At 71.7% G+C, this 16,311-nt stretch carries 12 protein-coding genes and 1 pseudogene; 4 read left to right on the top strand and 9 right to left on the bottom strand.

What is annotated here, in order from left to right; translation table 11 throughout:
• The first annotated feature begins 63 nt into the window (after positions 1 to 63).
• The 3 genes and pseudogenes from FED44_RS18735 to FED44_RS38480 all read left to right on the top strand — a co-directional run.
• Positions 64 to 1,494: an MFS transporter gene (locus FED44_RS18735; protein ID WP_138461443.1), complete on the top strand. Its 1,431-nt coding sequence runs from the start codon at positions 64 to 66 to the stop codon at positions 1,492 to 1,494.
• Positions 1,495 to 1,604: 110 nt separating this feature from the next.
• On the top strand, positions 1,605 to 2,027 hold the full coding sequence (locus FED44_RS38485; RefSeq protein WP_138461442.1) for a ClpX C4-type zinc finger protein: 423 nt from the start codon (positions 1,605 to 1,607) through the stop codon (positions 2,025 to 2,027).
• 437 nt (positions 2,028 to 2,464) lie between these two features.
• Positions 2,465 to 3,472: pseudogene (locus FED44_RS38480) on the top strand (DUF222 domain-containing protein); the annotation flags it as partial.
• A 25-nt stretch (positions 3,473 to 3,497) separates the two neighbouring features.
• Here FED44_RS38480 and FED44_RS38475 read toward each other — a convergent pair.
• On the bottom strand, positions 3,498 to 3,857 hold the full coding sequence (locus FED44_RS38475) for a pentapeptide repeat-containing protein (protein WP_416360970.1): 360 nt from the start codon (positions 3,855 to 3,857) through the stop codon (positions 3,498 to 3,500).
• 887 nt (positions 3,858 to 4,744) lie between these two features.
• Here FED44_RS38475 and FED44_RS38115 point away from each other — a divergent pair.
• Positions 4,745 to 8,386 (top strand): serine/threonine-protein kinase, encoded by a 3,642-nt coding sequence (locus tag FED44_RS38115; protein ID WP_167521512.1) that lies wholly within the window; start codon positions 4,745 to 4,747, stop codon positions 8,384 to 8,386.
• Here FED44_RS38115 and FED44_RS18715 read toward each other — a convergent pair.
• The 8 genes from FED44_RS18715 to FED44_RS18680 form a co-directional block, all read right to left on the bottom strand.
• Complete coding sequence (locus FED44_RS18715; protein ID WP_138461439.1) at positions 8,360 to 9,313, bottom strand: PDR/VanB family oxidoreductase; 954 nt, start codon at positions 9,311 to 9,313, stop codon at positions 8,360 to 8,362. The two genes, FED44_RS38115 and FED44_RS18715, sit on opposite strands and share 27 nt — an antisense overlap.
• 159 nt (positions 9,314 to 9,472) lie before the next feature.
• Positions 9,473 to 9,712, bottom strand: a complete 240-nt coding sequence (locus FED44_RS18710; protein WP_111699743.1) for a hypothetical protein — start codon at positions 9,710 to 9,712, stop codon at positions 9,473 to 9,475.
• Positions 9,709 to 10,770 carry an aromatic ring-hydroxylating dioxygenase subunit alpha gene (locus FED44_RS18705; RefSeq protein WP_208759045.1) on the bottom strand — a complete coding sequence of 354 codons (1,062 nt, stop codon included), beginning with the start codon at positions 10,768 to 10,770 and terminating at the stop codon, positions 9,709 to 9,711. The genes FED44_RS18710 and FED44_RS18705 overlap by 4 nt, the downstream gene beginning before the upstream one ends.
• 3 nt (positions 10,771 to 10,773) lie before the next feature.
• Positions 10,774 to 12,321 (bottom strand): acyl-CoA synthetase, encoded by a 1,548-nt coding sequence (locus tag FED44_RS18700; RefSeq protein ID WP_111699742.1) that lies wholly within the window; start codon positions 12,319 to 12,321, stop codon positions 10,774 to 10,776.
• A 47-nt stretch (positions 12,322 to 12,368) separates the two neighbouring features.
• Positions 12,369 to 13,766: an MFS transporter gene (locus FED44_RS18695; protein WP_111699741.1), complete on the bottom strand. Its 1,398-nt coding sequence runs from the start codon at positions 13,764 to 13,766 to the stop codon at positions 12,369 to 12,371.
• A 215-nt stretch (positions 13,767 to 13,981) separates the two neighbouring features.
• Entirely contained in the window at positions 13,982 to 14,440 is a 459-nt protein-coding gene (locus FED44_RS18690; RefSeq protein WP_111699740.1) for a MaoC family dehydratase, read from the bottom strand.
• Entirely contained in the window at positions 14,437 to 15,321 is an 885-nt protein-coding gene (locus tag FED44_RS18685; RefSeq protein WP_138461438.1) for an amidohydrolase family protein, read from the bottom strand. Before FED44_RS18685 ends, FED44_RS18690 begins: the two co-directional genes overlap by 4 nt.
• Positions 15,318 to 16,253 carry an SDR family oxidoreductase gene (locus FED44_RS18680; protein ID WP_187406067.1) on the bottom strand — a complete coding sequence of 312 codons (936 nt, stop codon included), beginning with the start codon at positions 16,251 to 16,253 and terminating at the stop codon, positions 15,318 to 15,320. Before FED44_RS18680 ends, FED44_RS18685 begins: the two co-directional genes overlap by 4 nt.
• Positions 16,254 to 16,311 lie beyond the last annotated feature (58 nt).

Here is a 16,311-nt window from a genome sequence, read left to right as displayed (position 1 = left end):
ATAGTCTGCAACAAAACTATCTGCTACGGTCCTTCCTGTTCCCTCATGAACAGGAGGCGACCGATGTCGCGCATATCCCCCTCCCGCCGGCTGGCGCTCGGTGTGCTGTCCACCGCGATGCTGATGACGATCCTCGACGGCAGCATCGTCACCGTGGCCCTGCCCGCGATCCAGCGCGATCTCGGTTTCGCGCCCGCCGAGCTGAGCTGGACGGTCAACGCCTACCTCATCGCGTACGGCGGGCTGCTCCTGCTGGCCGGACGCCTGGGCGACCTCCTCGGCCGCAGGGCCGTGTTCCTGGCCGGCAACGTGGTCTTCACCGTCGCGTCCCTGCTCGCCGGAGTGGCGGGAAGCCCGGCGACGCTTATCGGCGCCCGGTTCCTGCAGGGCGTCGGCAGCGCCATGGCCACCGCGGTCGTGCTCGGCATTCTGGTGACGACCTTCACGGACCCGGGGGAGCGGGCCAAGGCCTTCGGGGTGTTCGGCTTCACCGGCGCCGTCGGAGCGTCACTGGGCGCGGTGCTCGGCGGCGTCCTCACGGACGCCCTCGGCTGGCATTACATCTTCTTGATCAATATTCCGATCGGCGTGGTCACCGTCGTGCTGGCCGTCCGGGCGCTGCCGGCGGAACGGGGGTCCGGCCTGTCGGGCGGAGCCGACGCCCTCGGCGCCCTGCTGGTCACGGCCGGGCTCATGCTGGGCATCTACGCCGTGGTCCAGATCGAGCGGTACGGCGTGCGCGTCCTGTGGTTCGGCGTGGCGTCCCTCGTGTCGCTGGCCGCCTTCCTCGTCCGTCAGGCGACCGCCCGCACTCCGCTCATGCCGCTGCGGGTCCTCCGCTCTCGTGCCGTCGCCGGGGCGAACCTGGTGCAGGTCCTGGCACTGGGCGCCATGTTCGCCTTCCAGGTCGTGGTCGCGCTGTTCATGCAGCAGGTGCTGCGGTACGGCGCGCTCGGCACCGGCCTGGCCATGCTTCCCGCGGCGGTGTCCATCGCGGTGGTGTCCCTGTTCGTCTACCCCCGGCTGACCATGCGCTTCGGCGCGCGTAGCGTCTTGCTGGCCGGTCTGGCGCTGCTGATCGGCGCGATGGGCTGGCTCACCCGCGTCCCTCTCGACGCCCACTACGTGACGGACCTGCTCCCGGTGATGGTGCTCATCATGGGCGGCGGCCTCGTGCTCCCGGCGCTGACCGCGCTCGGCATGTCCGGGGCCCGCGCCGACGACGCGGGTCTGGTCTCGGGACTGTTCAACACGACTCAGCAGATCGGGATGGCGACCGGCGTCGCGGTGCTTTCCACGCTGGCCGCGTCGCGGACGGAGAGCCTGCTCGCCGACGGGGCGAGCGGGGCGGTGGCGCTGACCGGGGGTTACCGGCTGGCCTTCACCGTGTCCTTCGGCCTGCTGATCGCCGCCTTCGCGGTCGGGCTCCTCGTCCTGCGGCGGCCTCGGGCGGACGTCGGGCACGAGGCGGCGCTCCAGCCCGAGCGGGCGTAAACGCCGTTTCGACCGGCTGATCCAGGAACGTCTTGTCAGGCGACTCCTGACGGCATAGTCTCACGATCACTCGTCAGGGACTGCCTGACAACGAATGCTGGGAGGACGACGTGCCGGCACCTTCTCCGTCGGAACAGGACATTCGCTGCTCGTTCTGCTCGAAGTCGAAGACCGAGGTGAACAAGATGGTCGCCGGTCCCGGCGTGTACATCTGCGACGAGTGCGTGGGGCTCTGCGGCGAGATCATCGCGGCCGAGTTCGCCAAGTCAGCCCAGTCCGCCGAGGCGGCCCAGTCGGCCGAGGGGGCTCAGTCGGCTGAGGCGGCCCCGGAGATCCCGTACGCCGAGAGCATGACCGACGAGCAGATCCTGGAGTTCCTCCCGCGCATCGCGGCCGTGGGCGCGCAGGTGGAGGACAACCTGCGGGTCTGGGTCCAGCGACTGCGCGACCGGGGCGTCACCTGGGCCAGGATCGGCGCCGCCCTCGGCATCACCCGCCAGTCCGCCTGGGAGAGGTTCTCCGGGGAGGAGTGACACGCCGCCGGACCGAATGTCGCCCTCGTGCCGGTTGTCTTCACAAGGAATCGCGCCAAATAATGCGCTTTGCTTCGTAAAGGGGCCTGACCCGCAATTGTCGCGTTTCGTCATGTCGAACCCTGGTTTGATCGCATTCTCGGCAGTCGAGGCATTCGCCGGATTTCAGGGGCACGCCCGGCATGCCGCAGTTGGTCCATGACAGTCGGTAGGTGCGCGGCAGGGGAAATCGCAGCGGTGGTCCCGCCAGAACGGCAGGGCCGCCGCCAGAACGGCAGGGCCGCAGTTCCTCGGCCGAGAGGCATGCGGGTCGCGCCCCCTTTGGGGGGCGGTATTTCTGCGTGCCTGTGACTCCAGCAAATCGCTGTGCGGAGGTGCTCACGGTGTAGTGATGTGAAACGATTCATACAGGCTTTCGAATCGGCGGGGGAGGTGTCATGGACTTGTTTGATGATGATCCTGCACACCTCCCTCGTTCGAACGATACTGGCGATGGCGACTGGTGGGAGCGGCTCATTTCCGGCTCGTCCCTCTGGTCCGCCGAGGATTCACTGGCCCGCGAATATGTGCCGATTGTCGATCTCGATGCGCGAAAGCACGATGCTCCTCCGGGTGGTGCGTCGGACAGTGCCTCTGGCGCTGACCAGGGTGATGCGGACCGCGATCGGGATGCCGACGGTGCGCCTGGTGGCGCGTCGGACGATGCCTTCGGCGGTGTCTTTGGTGGTGCTTGTGGCGGTGGGTCGTCGTCGTGGGTGGCGGTGGCGGCGGTTGGTGAGGCGGCCCGGGCAGTCGCGCTGGTGGCGGTGCCTGAGTCGGTGGAGGTGTGTCTGGCCGAGGCGGAGGAGTTGCTGGCGGCACGGGACCGGATCACTTCGGCGCTTGCCGCCCGGGTGGGCCGGGTGCATCGGTCCGGGGAGGCGAAGAACCATGGGCATGCCTCCACCCGGTTGTGGCTGCGATCCGCTGGCGGAATGACCATCCCCGGTGCGGGCCGGTTGGTGACGATGGGCGTGGAGCTGGGTCGTCTGTCGCGGGTGCGTGAGCGGTTCGCCGAGGGCAGCCTGGCGGAGGGGATCGTGGAGGCGATCTGTACCGCCACTGCGGGGTTGACCGATGAGCAGGCGATCACCGCTGAGGGGATTTTGCTGGAGTTGGCAGGTTCGGCGGGGGCGGCGGAGGTGGCCAAGGCGGGGCGGTATCTGCGGGCGGTGCTGGACCCCGACGGCCACGAGCAGGACGAGCAGGCCGACTTCGACCGCCGGTTCTTCCGGGTGCGCCGGCGCAGGAACGGCGGGCTGGAGGGAGAGTTCTACCTCCCGGTCGAGGCCGCCGCGAGGTTGCAGCACCTGCTGGACGTCTACGCCAAGCCCAAAGCCGAGGGCGACGACCGCACCCCGAGCGTGCGGAACGCCGATGCGTTCATCGCGTTCCTGGAGAACAAGATCGCGACCGAGCTCCTGGTGCTGGTCAACGCCGAATCCCTCCCCGACGACCCCCCAGCCGACAACCCCGGAGCCGACAACCCCGGAGCCGACAACCCCGGAGCCGACAACCCCGGAGCCGACAACCCCTCAGCTGACCACCCCACCAACGGCCCTTCAGGCACCGGCCCCTCAGCTGGCCACCCCACCACCGACTCGGTAGACACCGACCCAGGCCCTGGTCCCGACCCTGGTCCCGACCCTTCGGGCACCGGCCCCTCAGACCCAGACCTCTCAGACCCAGACCCGAGCGATGACCCTGGCCCCGGGCCTGACGCCTGGACCGCTGAGGACTTCGACATCGACTCCTGCGCGACCTGCGCCGACGCCACCGACGCCGACGCAACGGACGCCGACGCAGCGGACGCCGACGCAACGGACGCCGACAGTAAGCGCTCCGCTGCCGACCCTGATGAGCAGTGGAGTGATTGCCCGGCCCGTGACTGCCCGGCGGAGGGCTACCGGCATGCCTCCTGGACAGGCGAGGCGCAGCGTGGGATGCCGAGGGCGGCTTGCAGCGGCGCGTCGGAGGCGGAGGCCGATGCCCCGCCGTGGGCGGAAGGCAGCGCCCGGCTGGGAGGCAGCGCCCGGCCGGGAGGAGGCGCCCGGGCGGGACGCGAGTCCTGGCCAGGGGGCGCGGCCTGGGCGGGGGTGGGGGTCAATAGTCCGCCGCCGGGGGTGTGGTTGCGGGGGTTGCCGGGGCTGATCCTGGCGACCGGGTATCTGCTGCCTGTCGCCGGTGTGCATCGGCTGGCCCGTACCAGCACTTTGGTGCGGATCGTGATGGACGCCGGTGGGCAGGTGCTGGACATGGGCCGCAAGGTCCGTCTGGCGACTCCGGCCCAGCGGCGGGCGGTCTTCGCCCGGTATGCGACCTGCTGGGTGGACGGCTGCCCGCTGCCCGCGACGATGTGCCAGATCGACCACGCCGAGGACTGGTGCAGCGGCGGGCTGACCGACCTCAAGCTGCTGGGGCCGGCGTGCCAGTTCCACAACCGCGACCGCTACCGCCACCCGAGTCGCTACACCCGCCGCAAGATCGGAGACGACCGCTGGGCCTTCACCTACCGCAACCCCCGCACCACCCGGAGACGCCTATGACGTCGGACCTCATCAACGCTGACATGCGGCAACGGGAGAGCCGCTCGCCGACCGCGATCGCGCGCAGTTCCGGGTGCGTGAACCTCCAGACCGTCGGCGGCATCAAATAACCGAGGGATGGGGGATGCGCGTATGGCGTTGGCGGCGCCTCTGCTGCCGGAGGATCCGGAGCGGCTGGGCGGATACTGGCTGGCGGGCCGGCTCGGGGCGGGCGGCCAGGGGGTGGTGTACGAGGCGTACGACTCCGGGGGAAGCCGCGTCGCGGTGAAGGTGCTGCACGGCGAGGCGGCTCGCGACCAGGAGTTACGCGGCCGGTTCGGGCGGGAGGCGACGGCGGCCCGGAGGGTGGCGTCCTTCTGCACCGCCCGGGTGCTCGACGCACAGCTGGACGGTGGTCAGCCGTACATCGTGAGCGAGTACGTGGAGGGGCCGAGCCTGCGCCGGGCCGTGCGTCAGGAGGGCCGCCGGTTCGCCGGGGACGACCTGCACCGGCTGGCCACCGGAGTGGCCACCGCCCTGGCCGCGATCCACGACGCGGGTGTGATCCACCGCGATCTGAAACCCGACAACGTGCTCCTAGGGCCGGACGGGCCGCGAGTGATCGACTTCGGCGTGGCCCGGACGCTGGAGATGTCGCTGACAGCGAGCGGCCTGGTGGCCGGAACGCCTACTTACATGGCGCCGGAGGTGTTCACGGGACGGCGGGCCGGCACTCCCGCCGACGTGTTCGCCTGGGGCGGCGTCGTCGTGTTCGCCGCCACCGGGGCCGACCCGTTCGAGGCGGAGAGCCTCGGTGGTGTCATGCACCGCGTCCTGTCCGTCGACCCCGATCTGACCCTGCTCCCCGAGCCGCTGCGCCCGCTGGTGGCCGCCGCGCTGCGCAAGGACCCGGCAGAGCGGCCGACGGCCCGCGACCTGCTGATCGCCCTGGTCAGCGGGTTCCGCGGCTTCCAGGGTGACCTGCTGGCCCTGGGCAGCGCCGAGGCGGGGCTGCTGGGCCGGGACGGCGATCGCGAGCCCGGCCTGGGCGTGCTCGCCGAGGAGGTGTACGCCGGGCTTGGGCCGGCCGCACAGGCCATCGTCCCGGACATGCTGCTGCGGATGATCGCCGTGGACGAGCACGGAGACGAGAGCACGCGCCGGGTGAACCGTGCGGAACTGCTGGAGGGCCATCCGGCGGAGGAGAGGGCCGCCGTCGAACAGGTGCTCGCGGCCCTGGCCCAGGCCGGGCTGCTGGCCGGGGCGGGCGGCTTGGTCACGCTGGCCAGCCCGGCACTGCCGAAGGCCTGGCCCCGCCTGCGCGCGTGGGTCGACGAGGAACGCGACGGCCTGCGCGGCCACGTGGAACTCGCCGCGGCGGCCCATCGCTGGCGCGGGGACGGCCGGAAGGACGCCGACCTGCTCCAGGGCGCCCGGCTCGACGCGGCCCTCGCCTGGGCGGCGGGCGGGCGCCGCCTCCTCGTCCTGAACGCTCTGGAGCGCGAGTATCTCGCCGCCGGGTCGGCCCTGGTCAGGAGGCGTGCCAACCAGCGCAGGCTGCTCACGCTGGTCCTGGCCGTGCTGCTCGTGCTGTCGGTCGCGGGCGGCGGGCTGTCGGTGTACCAGGGCCGCCGGATCGCCGGGCAGCGCGATCAGGCGACCGGTCGGCAGGTCGCCTCCCTGGCGGGGACGCTGCGCACGACCGATCCGGGCATCGCGATGCTGCTGACGGTCGCCGGCTGGCGCCTGGCCCCCGGCGCCGACACCCGCTCGGCCCTGACGACGTCCCTCTACCAGCCCGAGACCGCCGTCTTCCAGGACCCTCAGGCGACCGGCACCACGCTCCGCGCACTCAGCGGCGACGGCCGCGTCCTGGCGAGCGTCAGCGCCGACGGCGTGCGCCTCTACGACGTACGCACTGGCCGGAGGACCGGCGGCTTGGCTGCCACCGGCATAGGCGCCGGTGAGCTGTTGCAGAGTGTCGCGCTGAGCCCGACCGGCCGTTATCTCGCAGCGGCGCTCGGCGCGAAGGTGGTCGTGTGGGACGCCCGCACCGGAAAGCGGATACGCGAGTACGACCCGCAGGCCGGCGACCCCGCCAAGCCTGAGGACCGCCGGTCGATCGTGGACTTCCTTCTGGAGTTCGGCGACGACGACGCGACCCTCGTCGTGCATGAGGGCCAGGGCCTGTTCCTCTGGAACATCGGCAGCGGCCGCGTCCTTCCCCACTGGGAACTCGGCCACGCGGCCGTCGCGTCCTCGGGGCGGCTCGCGGCGTACGCCGTGGAGGGGGGCGAGCCCGGCATCCACCTCCGGCGGCTGCCCGCAGGGACCGAGGACGCCCGGTTCCGCGCGGCCTGCCCCGGCGCCCCGGTTTCCCTGGCCTTCAGCCCGGACGGCCGCATGCTGGCCTGCCAGAGCGGCAGGTCGATCACCCTCGTCGACACGGCGACGGCGCGGCGCCTGCCCGGGGAGCTGACGGCGGCAGGACCGGTGAACCTGGACCTCGTGAGCATGCCCGTGCTGCGGTACGGCCCCGACGGCCGGCTGCTGGCCTCGTTCGCCGACAACCGGATCCAGGTGTGGCGGGTCGCCGACCGCCACCTGCTGCTGGACTACCGGCTCGACGGAGCGGCCTTGGACGTCCGGTTCGACTCCGACGGGCGTTCGCTCAGGTATCTGGTCGACCAGTCGGTCGTCACCGTGGACCTCGGGCAGCGCTTGGCGGGCGGCGGGCTTCCCGAACAGCCGGACGCCGCGACGCTCAGCCCGGACGGGCGCCTGCTGGCCGTCCGGATGAGCGAGACCGGTCCGGTGCGACTGTGGGACGTCCGCGGGCGGCGTTTTCTCGGGGAACCCTTCCGGGAGCCGGAGCCCGGCCTCGACCCCGCCGGCTCCGATCCGCCGCGGTTCAGCCGCGACGCCCGTCTCCTACTCACTGGCGACGGCACGCGGGCGTACACGGTGTGGGACGTCGCCGCCCGTAGGGTGCTGCGCACCATCACGGCGACGAAGGACCTGCGACTGGAGTCGGCGGCGCTGAGCCCGGACGGCCGCACGCTCGTGGCCGAGATGACCCCCCGGGTGATCCGGTCGGCGAGTCAGGAGGACGAGCGCTGGATGCGGTTGTGGGACGTTCTCACCGGCGCGGTGCGCACTACCGTGCGCCTCGCAGCGCCCGCCGGGCCGTACGTCTTCTCCCCGGACGGGCGCTACATGGCGCCTACGGGCGCCGGGCTCGGCCGGTTCGTCGACGCCGCCTCGGCCAGGCCGTTCGGCGGGAACTACGATCTGTCCTCCCAGGGCGGCTCCACCTTCGGCGAGCTCGCGTTCGCGCCCGATGGGCGGCTGATGGCGCTGGGCGACGGTATGGGCAGGATCGCGCTGTGGAGCACCCGGGGCCCGGCGCCGCGGCCGCCGGTGCTGCACGGCGTTCTGGAGCCGGTCGGCGCGATGGCCTTCGCGCCGGACGGGCGGGTCCTCGCCACCGGCGGCGAGGAGGGCACCGTGCAGCTCTGGGATGTCGCCGCCGGGCGCCGTCTCGGCCCCGCGGTCGACCTGTACGGGAGCGAGATTCTGAGCCTCGCGTTCAGCCCCGACGGCACCACCCTGTACGCCGCCGACCGATCCGGGGGCGTGCACGACTATCCGGTGGCCCCGGAGCGGATCGCTGCTCGGGTGTGCGCCCGGGTGGGGCACACCCTCCCGGAGCGGGACTGGCGGACGTATCTTCCCGACGTGCCCTACCGCGACGTCTGCCGAGCAGCCTCACAGTTCGAGGACGAGGCGGGGTGAGCGGGCCCGCGACACGCAGATGAACATGACGTCGCCGGCCGCGCGCTCCTCCTCGGTGAGGAGGCTGTCGCGGTGGTCGGGCACGCCGTCCAGCACCACCGTCTCGCAGGTGCCGCAGGTCCCCTCGCGGCAGGAGGACAGCACGGCGACGCCCGCCTCCTCGACCACCTCCAGGACCGAGCGGTCCTCCGGCACGGTCAGCGTCGTGCCGGACAGGGCCAGTTCGACCTCGAACGCCGTGGCTTCGCCGCCGTCCGTGGTCGCGGGAGTGAACCGCTCGACGCGCAACGCGCCCTTCGGCCAGGACGCGCAGCGCTCCTCGGCCGCCCTCAGCAGTGGTTCCGGCCCGCAGCAGTAGACCAGGGCACCGGGAAGGGGGACGCCGAGCAGCCCGTCCAGGTCGAGCAGGCCCGTCTCGTCCTGCGGGCACAGTTCGACCCGGTCCGGATGGTCCCGTACGAGCCGGTCGGCGAAGGCCATCGAGGCCCGGGTGCGCCCGCCGTACACCAGCCGCCAGTCCGTACGGCGACGCGTGGCCTCGGCGATCATCGGGAGGAGCGGGGTGATGCCGATCCCGCCGGCCACGAACAGGTAGCGGGGTGACTCGGCGAGGCCGAAGTGGTTGCGCGGGCCGCGCACCCGGACCGTGTCGCCTTCGGCGAGCCGGTCGTGCACATGGGCGGAGCCGCCGCGCCCGACCGGCTCCCGCAGCACCGCCACCTCGAAGGCGCGGTCGTCGCCGGGGTCGCCGCACAGCGAGTACTGCCTGACCAGGCCCGGAGCGAGCAGCAGGTCGACGTGCGCGCCCGGCGTCCAGGAGGGCAGCGGGCCGCCGTCGGGCCGGGCGAGGCGCAGGAGGACGACCCCCTCGGCGACGGGCGTCTTGCCCGTCACCTTCAGGTCGAGCTCCGGTTCCGTCAGGGGCATGGCGCGCGGGTCCTCCTGTGGGTGAACGCGATGTGTGAATGAACGCGGTGTGTGAATGAACGCGGTGTGTGAATGAACGCGGGGGGTGAGTGGGCGTGAGGTGGACGCACGCGGAGGGCGGCCCCCGAAGGCGCCCTCCGCCGTTAGCCCGACACGCGCTCAGACGAGCGCGGCGGCCGGGGCGGGGGAGTTCTCCGCTCCGGCCGGCCGGGCCCGGTGTCCTTCCGGATGGCCGAGCAGCCAGTCCCACAGGACCACGGGATCGTCGAACTCCCGTTCCGCGCCGCAGAAGCAGGTGGCCTGCAGCCGGTCGGTCCCCGGCACCCAGCGGATGCGGTGGACGGTGCGGCCGGTACTGCCGGTGCGGCCCGTCCGCGCGCCGGGTTCGCCCGGGCTCATCGGGCGGCGGTCCGCGAGGAGGCGGAGCCGGCCATCCGGGCGAGCAGGCGCCGGGCGGCCAGGCCGCCGGTGTCGATGTTCACCGACAGCTCCTGGTAGCGGTCCGGCTCGGCGGCGATGACCTGCTCCAGCGTGTTCAGCGCGGTCACGTCCTGCAGGACCACCGTCCGGTTGCTCTCCCGGAGGAAGTCCGAGACCTTCTCGTCGTCGAGGGCGAAGTCCCGCGCGACGGCCCAGAAGTCGTAGGTGCTGCCGTCCGTCGACGGGGTGATCGCGTAGACGACCTCGACGTGGAAGGCGTGCGGGTCCGTGCCGTCGGCGGCGGGCGGCGGCGACCCGACGGGGGCGACCCGGCTGTGCAGGAGGTAGAGGCACGGCGGGTGATACTCGATGTCCTGCCACCGGGTGATCCGGCCCTTGATGCCGGTCGACTCGGCGTAGAACGGCGGGCAGGCCGCGTCGTCCATGTGCCGGCTGACGTAGACGACGCCCTCGTCCTCGTCGACCTCGGTCGTGATCGGGGTCTCGGCCACCTCGGGCGTGCCGATGTACCCGCCGTGCAGGTAGGTCTCGTGGGACAGGTCCAGGAGGTTGTCCACGAGCAGGCCGTACCGCGCGTTCAGCGGCTCCATGCCGCACACCGTGGCGTACTCGGGCGAGACCAGCCAGGGCGCCCGCGGCGGCAGGGTGTCGCCCGGCTCGCGGTCGCCGATCCATACCCAGACGAACGAGTCCTGCTCCACCACGGGGTAGGTGCGAAGCCGGGCCGTACGCGGGATGCGCTGCTGCGCGGGCACGGCGACGCAGACGCCGTCAGGGCCGTAGGTGAATCCGTGGTAGCCGCAGACCACCCGGTCGCCGACGAGGTGACTGGGCGCCTCGGACAGCGGGAACCTGCGGTGCACGCAGCGGTCGGCCATCGCCACCGCCCGCCCGTCCTCGGTGCGCCAGAGCAGGATCGGCTCGTTCAGGATGGTACGGCCGAGCTGCCGCCTGCCCACCTCGTGGCCGTAGGCGGCGACGTACCACTGGTCGCGCGCGAATTCCGTGACGATCACTGGTCACTCCTCTGTGCCTGCCTCGGTGCCGGCGGCGAGGGGCCGCCCGCGCAGGTCGGGTTTGCGGATCTTTCCGGAGCCGGTCTTCGGCAGGGCGCCGACGATGTCGAAGTAGACGGGGATCTTGTACTTGGCGAGCCGGGAGAGGAGGAACTCCCGCAGGTCGCCGGGGGTGACGGCGGCCCCGGCGCGGGGGACGACGAAGGCCCGGCCGACCTCCCCCCACCGCTGGTCGGGCACGCCGACCACGGCGGCCTCCGCCACGGCGGGATGCTCGAACAGCACGTTCTCGACCTCGGCCGGGTAGACGTTCTCCCCGCCGGAGATGTACATGTCCTTCACGCGGTCGACGATGTGGAGGTGGCCCTCGTCGTCCAGGACGCCGATGTCGCCCGAGTGGAACCACCCGCCCTCGGTGAGCGCGGCGGCGGTCGCCTCCGGGTTCCGCCAGTAGCCCGGGGTGACGTTCGGCCCCTGGACGAGCACCTCGCCGGGCTCGCCCACCGCCGCGGGCGTCAGGTCGGGCCGCACCACCCGCACGTTGGCGAAGAACACCGGCACTCCGGCGGAGCCCACCTTGCGCTCGCTCTCGCCCGCCTCCAGGAAGGTCGCGCCCGGTGAGGTCTCGGTCAGCCCGTAGCCCTGGCAGAAGGTCAGGCCCCGCTCCTGGTAGGCGCGGATCAGCGCGACCGGGATCGCCGCTCCGCCCGACATCAGCGTACGCAGCGAGGACAGGTCGGCGTGGGCCCACCGTGGCGACCTGGCGAACGCGGCGAACATCGCGGTGACGCCGAACATCCAGGTGACGCGGTGCTTCTCGATGAGGTCGTAGCACTGGTCGACGTCCCACGACGGCATGATCACGGAGGTGCCGCCCTTGAGGAAGGTCGGCAGCAGCGTCTGGTTCAGCGCCGCCACGTGGAAGAGCGGCGCGCTGACCAGGGTCACCTCGGTGCTCGCCACGTCGACGCCGATCAGCATGTGGAAGCAGTTCCACACGAGGTTGGCGTGGCTGAGCATGGCGCCCTTGGGCCGTCCCGTGGTGCCGGAGGTGTAGAGGATCAGGGCGACGTCGTCCAGCGCCACCGGGATGTCGATCGGGGTGGGGTCGCCCTGCGACAGCCAGCTTTCGAACTCCGTCTCGCCGGGTGCGGGCGACCCCAGCGCCACGACCGTACGGAGGCCCGGCAGGGCGGGCAGGGCGCGGACGACCGCCGAGCACTCCGGGGCGTAGACGAGGAGGGAGGCGCCCGAGTCGGTCAGCATGTAGGCGATCTCGGGCGCCGTCAGGCGGAAGTTCAGCGGGACGAAGATCCCGCCGAGCAGGTGCGTCGCGAACAGGGTCTCGGCGAAGGCGACGTGGTTGTGGCCGAGGTAGGCGACCCGGTCCCCGGCCCGCACCCCGGCGTCGCGCAGCCGGGACGCGAGCCGCGTCGTCCGTTCGTGCACCTCCGAGTAGCTGACCGACCGGTCCGCGAAGACGAACGCGGTGCGGTTCGGGCTCATCTGGGCCCGGCGGGCGGGCCAGCCTCCCAGTCCGGCGTTCCGCATCGGTGACAACCCCTTCGCGTCTCGGGGACGGTGTAGGAGGGACGGCGTCAGGCCGAGGACGGCTTGGCCGCGCCGGGCACGTCGCCGGAGGCGGGCGCGACCACCGCGACCGAGGTCAGGTCCTGACCTCTGGTCTCGCGCAGGGCCAGTACGCAGAGCACGGTCAGGAGGCAGGACGCGGCGATGATCATGGAGGTCGTCGTGGTCCCGCCGCCACCGGACGACGCGTCGAGCTGGGCGAACAGCAACGGAGCCAGACCGGCGCCGAGCCCGGCGATCTGGTAGCCGAGGGAGGCTCCGGTGTAGCGGCTCCTGGTGGCGAACAGCTCCGTGTACAGGGCCGCGAGCGGGCCGAACATCAGCGGGTGCAGGATCGACTGGCCCAGCACGAGCGCGAGGGTGAGCACGGCCGTGCTGCCGCTGTTCACCATCGGGAAGAGGACGAAGCCGAACACCGCCATCAGCAGCGCTCCCGTCAGCACGACCGGACGGCGCCCGACGCGGTCCGACAACGCCGCGCATCCCACGATACCCACGACGGCCAGCGCGGACGAGAGCGTGAGCCCGTTGAGCACCGCCTGCCGGGGGAAGCCGGCCCGCACGCCGTACGCGATGAGATAGGTGGTGAGCGTGCCCTGGGCCACGAAGGCGGACAGCCCGACGCCCACCGCGAGCAGCAGCGTCTTCGGATGGTTGCGGAGCACGTCGAACAGTGGTGCCTTCCGGCGCCGTGCGGCCGGGGTCCAGGCGGCCTCGTTCCTGGCGGCCGCGTCTCTTGCGGCCTCGAAGACCGGGGTCTCGGTGACCCGCAGCCGGACGAACAGGCCGACCGCCAGCAGGACGATGCTGAGCAGGAACGGCACCCGCCAGCCCCAGCTCAGGAACGCCTGCTCGCTCATGACCGCGCCGGTGCCGGTGAGCACGGCGGTGGACAGCACCATGCCGGACGGGGCGCCGGCGTTGGTGAAACTCGCCCACAGGCCGCGGCGGCTGGTCGCGTGCTCGGCGGACATGAGCACCGCGCCACCCCATTCGCCGCCGACGGCGATGCCCTGCAGGATCCGCAGCAGGACGAGCGTGATGGGCGCGAGGGAGCCGATCTGGTCGTAGGTCGGCAGCAGGCCGATCAGGAAGCTGGCGACACCCATGAGCGTCATGGTCAGCACCAGCATGCGCTTGCGGCCGAGGCGGTCGCCGAAGTGGCCGAAGAGCACGCCGCCGAGCGGCCTGGCGAGGTAGCCGGTGGCGAACGTGCCGAAGCTGGCGACCGTCGCGGCGAGCGGGTCGAGGGAGGAGAAGAAGACCTTGTTGAAGATCACTGCCGAGGCCGTGGCGTACAGCAGGAAGTCGTAGTACTCGATGACGCTCCCGATGAAGCTGGAGCTCACCGCGCGTCGGAGTTGGGTCTGGCTGGGCTGGGTCTGGCTGGGGGGTGTCTCTGGCATGACCGAGCTCCTCGTCCGGGGAGCGAGCTGTGTCGCTTTCTTGTCCGGAGGTTAGGCAGATCGATAACGGAGGTCAATACTTTGCCAAATATTGGCCAGGGGGCCGGGGAGGGGTGTCTCTCCGGCCTGCCGGAACGCTCGCGGCGCCCTCCCGCGGCTGTCTTTCGGCACGCCGAAACACGCCGTACGGGTATCAAGGGCCGCGGGCAGCGTGATCAGGCGTAGTGCCGGTAGACGGCGCGGGCGACGCAGGCGGGCTTGGCCGATCCCTCCACCTCCACGGTGAAGTCGAGCAGCATCTGGACGCCGTTGCCGGGAACCTCATCCACCGACACCACGGTGGCGGCGAGGCGGATCCTGGCGCCCACCCTGACCGGGCTGGGGAATCGGACCTTCTCCAGGCCGTAGTTGACGCTCATCGTCACGCCACGGATGTCGAGCAGTTCGTTGAACAGCGGGATGACCAGCGACAGGGTCAGATACCCGTGCGCGATCGGGGCGCCGAACGGGCCCTTCGCCGCCCGCTCGGGATCGACGTGGATCCACTGGTGGTCGCCCGTGGCGTCGGCGAAGGTGTTCACCCGGTCCTGGGTGATCTCCATCCACCCGCTGTGGCCGAGATCCTTGCCGGCGAGCGCGGTGATCTCGTCGAGCCCGTGGGCCGTTGTCGTCATGGCTGTCGCGTCCCTTTCTGCCCGCCGAGCCCGAGCAGGCGTGCGGCGTTGTCCTTGAGGATCTTCGGGCGGACCTCCGGCTTGATCTCCAGCTTGTCGAAGTCGGCGAGCCAGCGGTCCGGGGTGATCACCGGGTAGTCGGACCCGAACAGCACCTTGTCCTTCAGCAGCGTGTTCGCGTACCGCACGAGCTGTGGCGGGAAGTACTTGGGCGACCATCCGGACAGGTCGATGTGGACGTACGGCTTGTGCGTGGCGACCGCGAGCGCCTCGTCCTGCCACGGGAACGACGGGTGGGCGAGGATGATCCGCAGCTCGGGGAAGTCCACGGCGACGTCGTCCACCAGCATGGGGTTGGAGTGCTTCAGCCGGATGCCGCCCCCGCCCGGGACGCCCGCGCCGATGCCGGTCTGCCCGGTGTGGAACAGCGCGATCGCGCCGAGCTCCTCGATCACCTCGTAGAGGGGATAGGCCATGCGGTCGTCGGGGGAGAAGCCCTGGATGCTGGGATGGAACTTGAACCCGCGCACGCCGTACTCCTCCACGAGGCGGCGCGCCTCGCGGACGCCGGCCCGGCCCTTCCACGGATCCACGCTGGCGAAGGGGATCAGCACGTCGGGGTGCGCGGCGCAGCTCTCGGCGACCTCCTCGTTGGAGATGCGGGGGTGCCCGGTCGCGTGCTCGGCGTCGACGGTGAACACCACCGCCGCCATCTTCCGCTCGCGGTAGTAGGCGGCCATCTCCGGGATCGTCGGCCGCGGATGTTCCTTGAAGTATTTCTGGGACGCGCCGAACAGCTCCGCGCTCAGCGAGGCGTGCCCGCCGGCCGACACCTCGGCGTGCGTGTGCACGTCGATCGCGACCAGCTCCTCGACGTTCACGAGCCTCCCTTCGGCGCGGGCGGCGCGTCCGGCACGTTCGGCGCGGGAATGCCGTACGTCTCGGGTTCGGCGCCGACGCCCTCCGGCCACGCGGCGGCGATGGCGTCGGCCGACCAGCCGCCGTAGGTGTACGCCACGGACTTCTCGCCCGGGTGCGACCAGAGCGCGAGCCGGTCGCCGCCGATGCCGATGGCCTGGCCCGTCACGTCCGCGGAGGCGTCCGAGGCGAGGAAGACGACCAGCGGGGCGACGTCCTCGACCGTGCCCATGCCCTCGCCCTGGCGCAGCCATGCGGGGAACGGCCGGCCGGTCCGCTCCGCCTCCTCGATGATCGGGGCGAACGCCGGGATCGTCCGGGTCATCTCGGTGGCCGCGACCGGCACGATCGCGTTGACGGTGATGTTCGCCCTGGCCAGCTCCATCGCCCAGGTGCGGGCCATGGCGACGATGCCGGCCTTGGCCGCGGCGTAGTTCGTCTGGCCGAAGTTGCCCCGCTGGCCCGCGGGGGAGGAGACGAGGATGAGGCGGCCGCCGGTCCCCTGCTCCCGCATCCGGACCGCCGCCGCACGGGCGCAGGTGAATGTGCCGCGCAGGTGCACGCCGATCACCGCGTCGAAGTCGTCGTCCGACATCTTCCACAGCACCCGGTCGCGCAGGATGCCGGCGTTGGTGACCATCACGTCGAGCCGGCCGAACTCCTTGACGGCCGTGTCGACCAGCCGGTCGGCGACCTCCGCGGAGCCGACCGGGGCGGCGACCAGGGCCGCCCTGCCTCCCTTCGCGGTGATCCCGTCCACGACGCGTGCCGCGGAGTCGCCGTCCACGTCGTTCACGACGACCGCCGCGCCGGCCGCCGCCAGCGCCTCGGCGTACGCGCGCCCGAGGCCCCGGCCCGCGCCGGTGACGACGGCCACCTTGCCCGACAGATCCATGTGCTCCACCTCTCGATTGGGGGCAGCGTGACGCCGTCTCGAATCTATGGCAGTTATG

Origin of the sequence: Microbispora triticiradicis (genome assembly GCF_005864065.1) — a bacterium.
GTDB lineage: Bacteria > Actinomycetota > Actinomycetes > Streptosporangiales > Streptosporangiaceae > Microbispora > Microbispora triticiradicis.
This window is presented reverse-complemented; position numbering and strand designations above follow the sequence as displayed.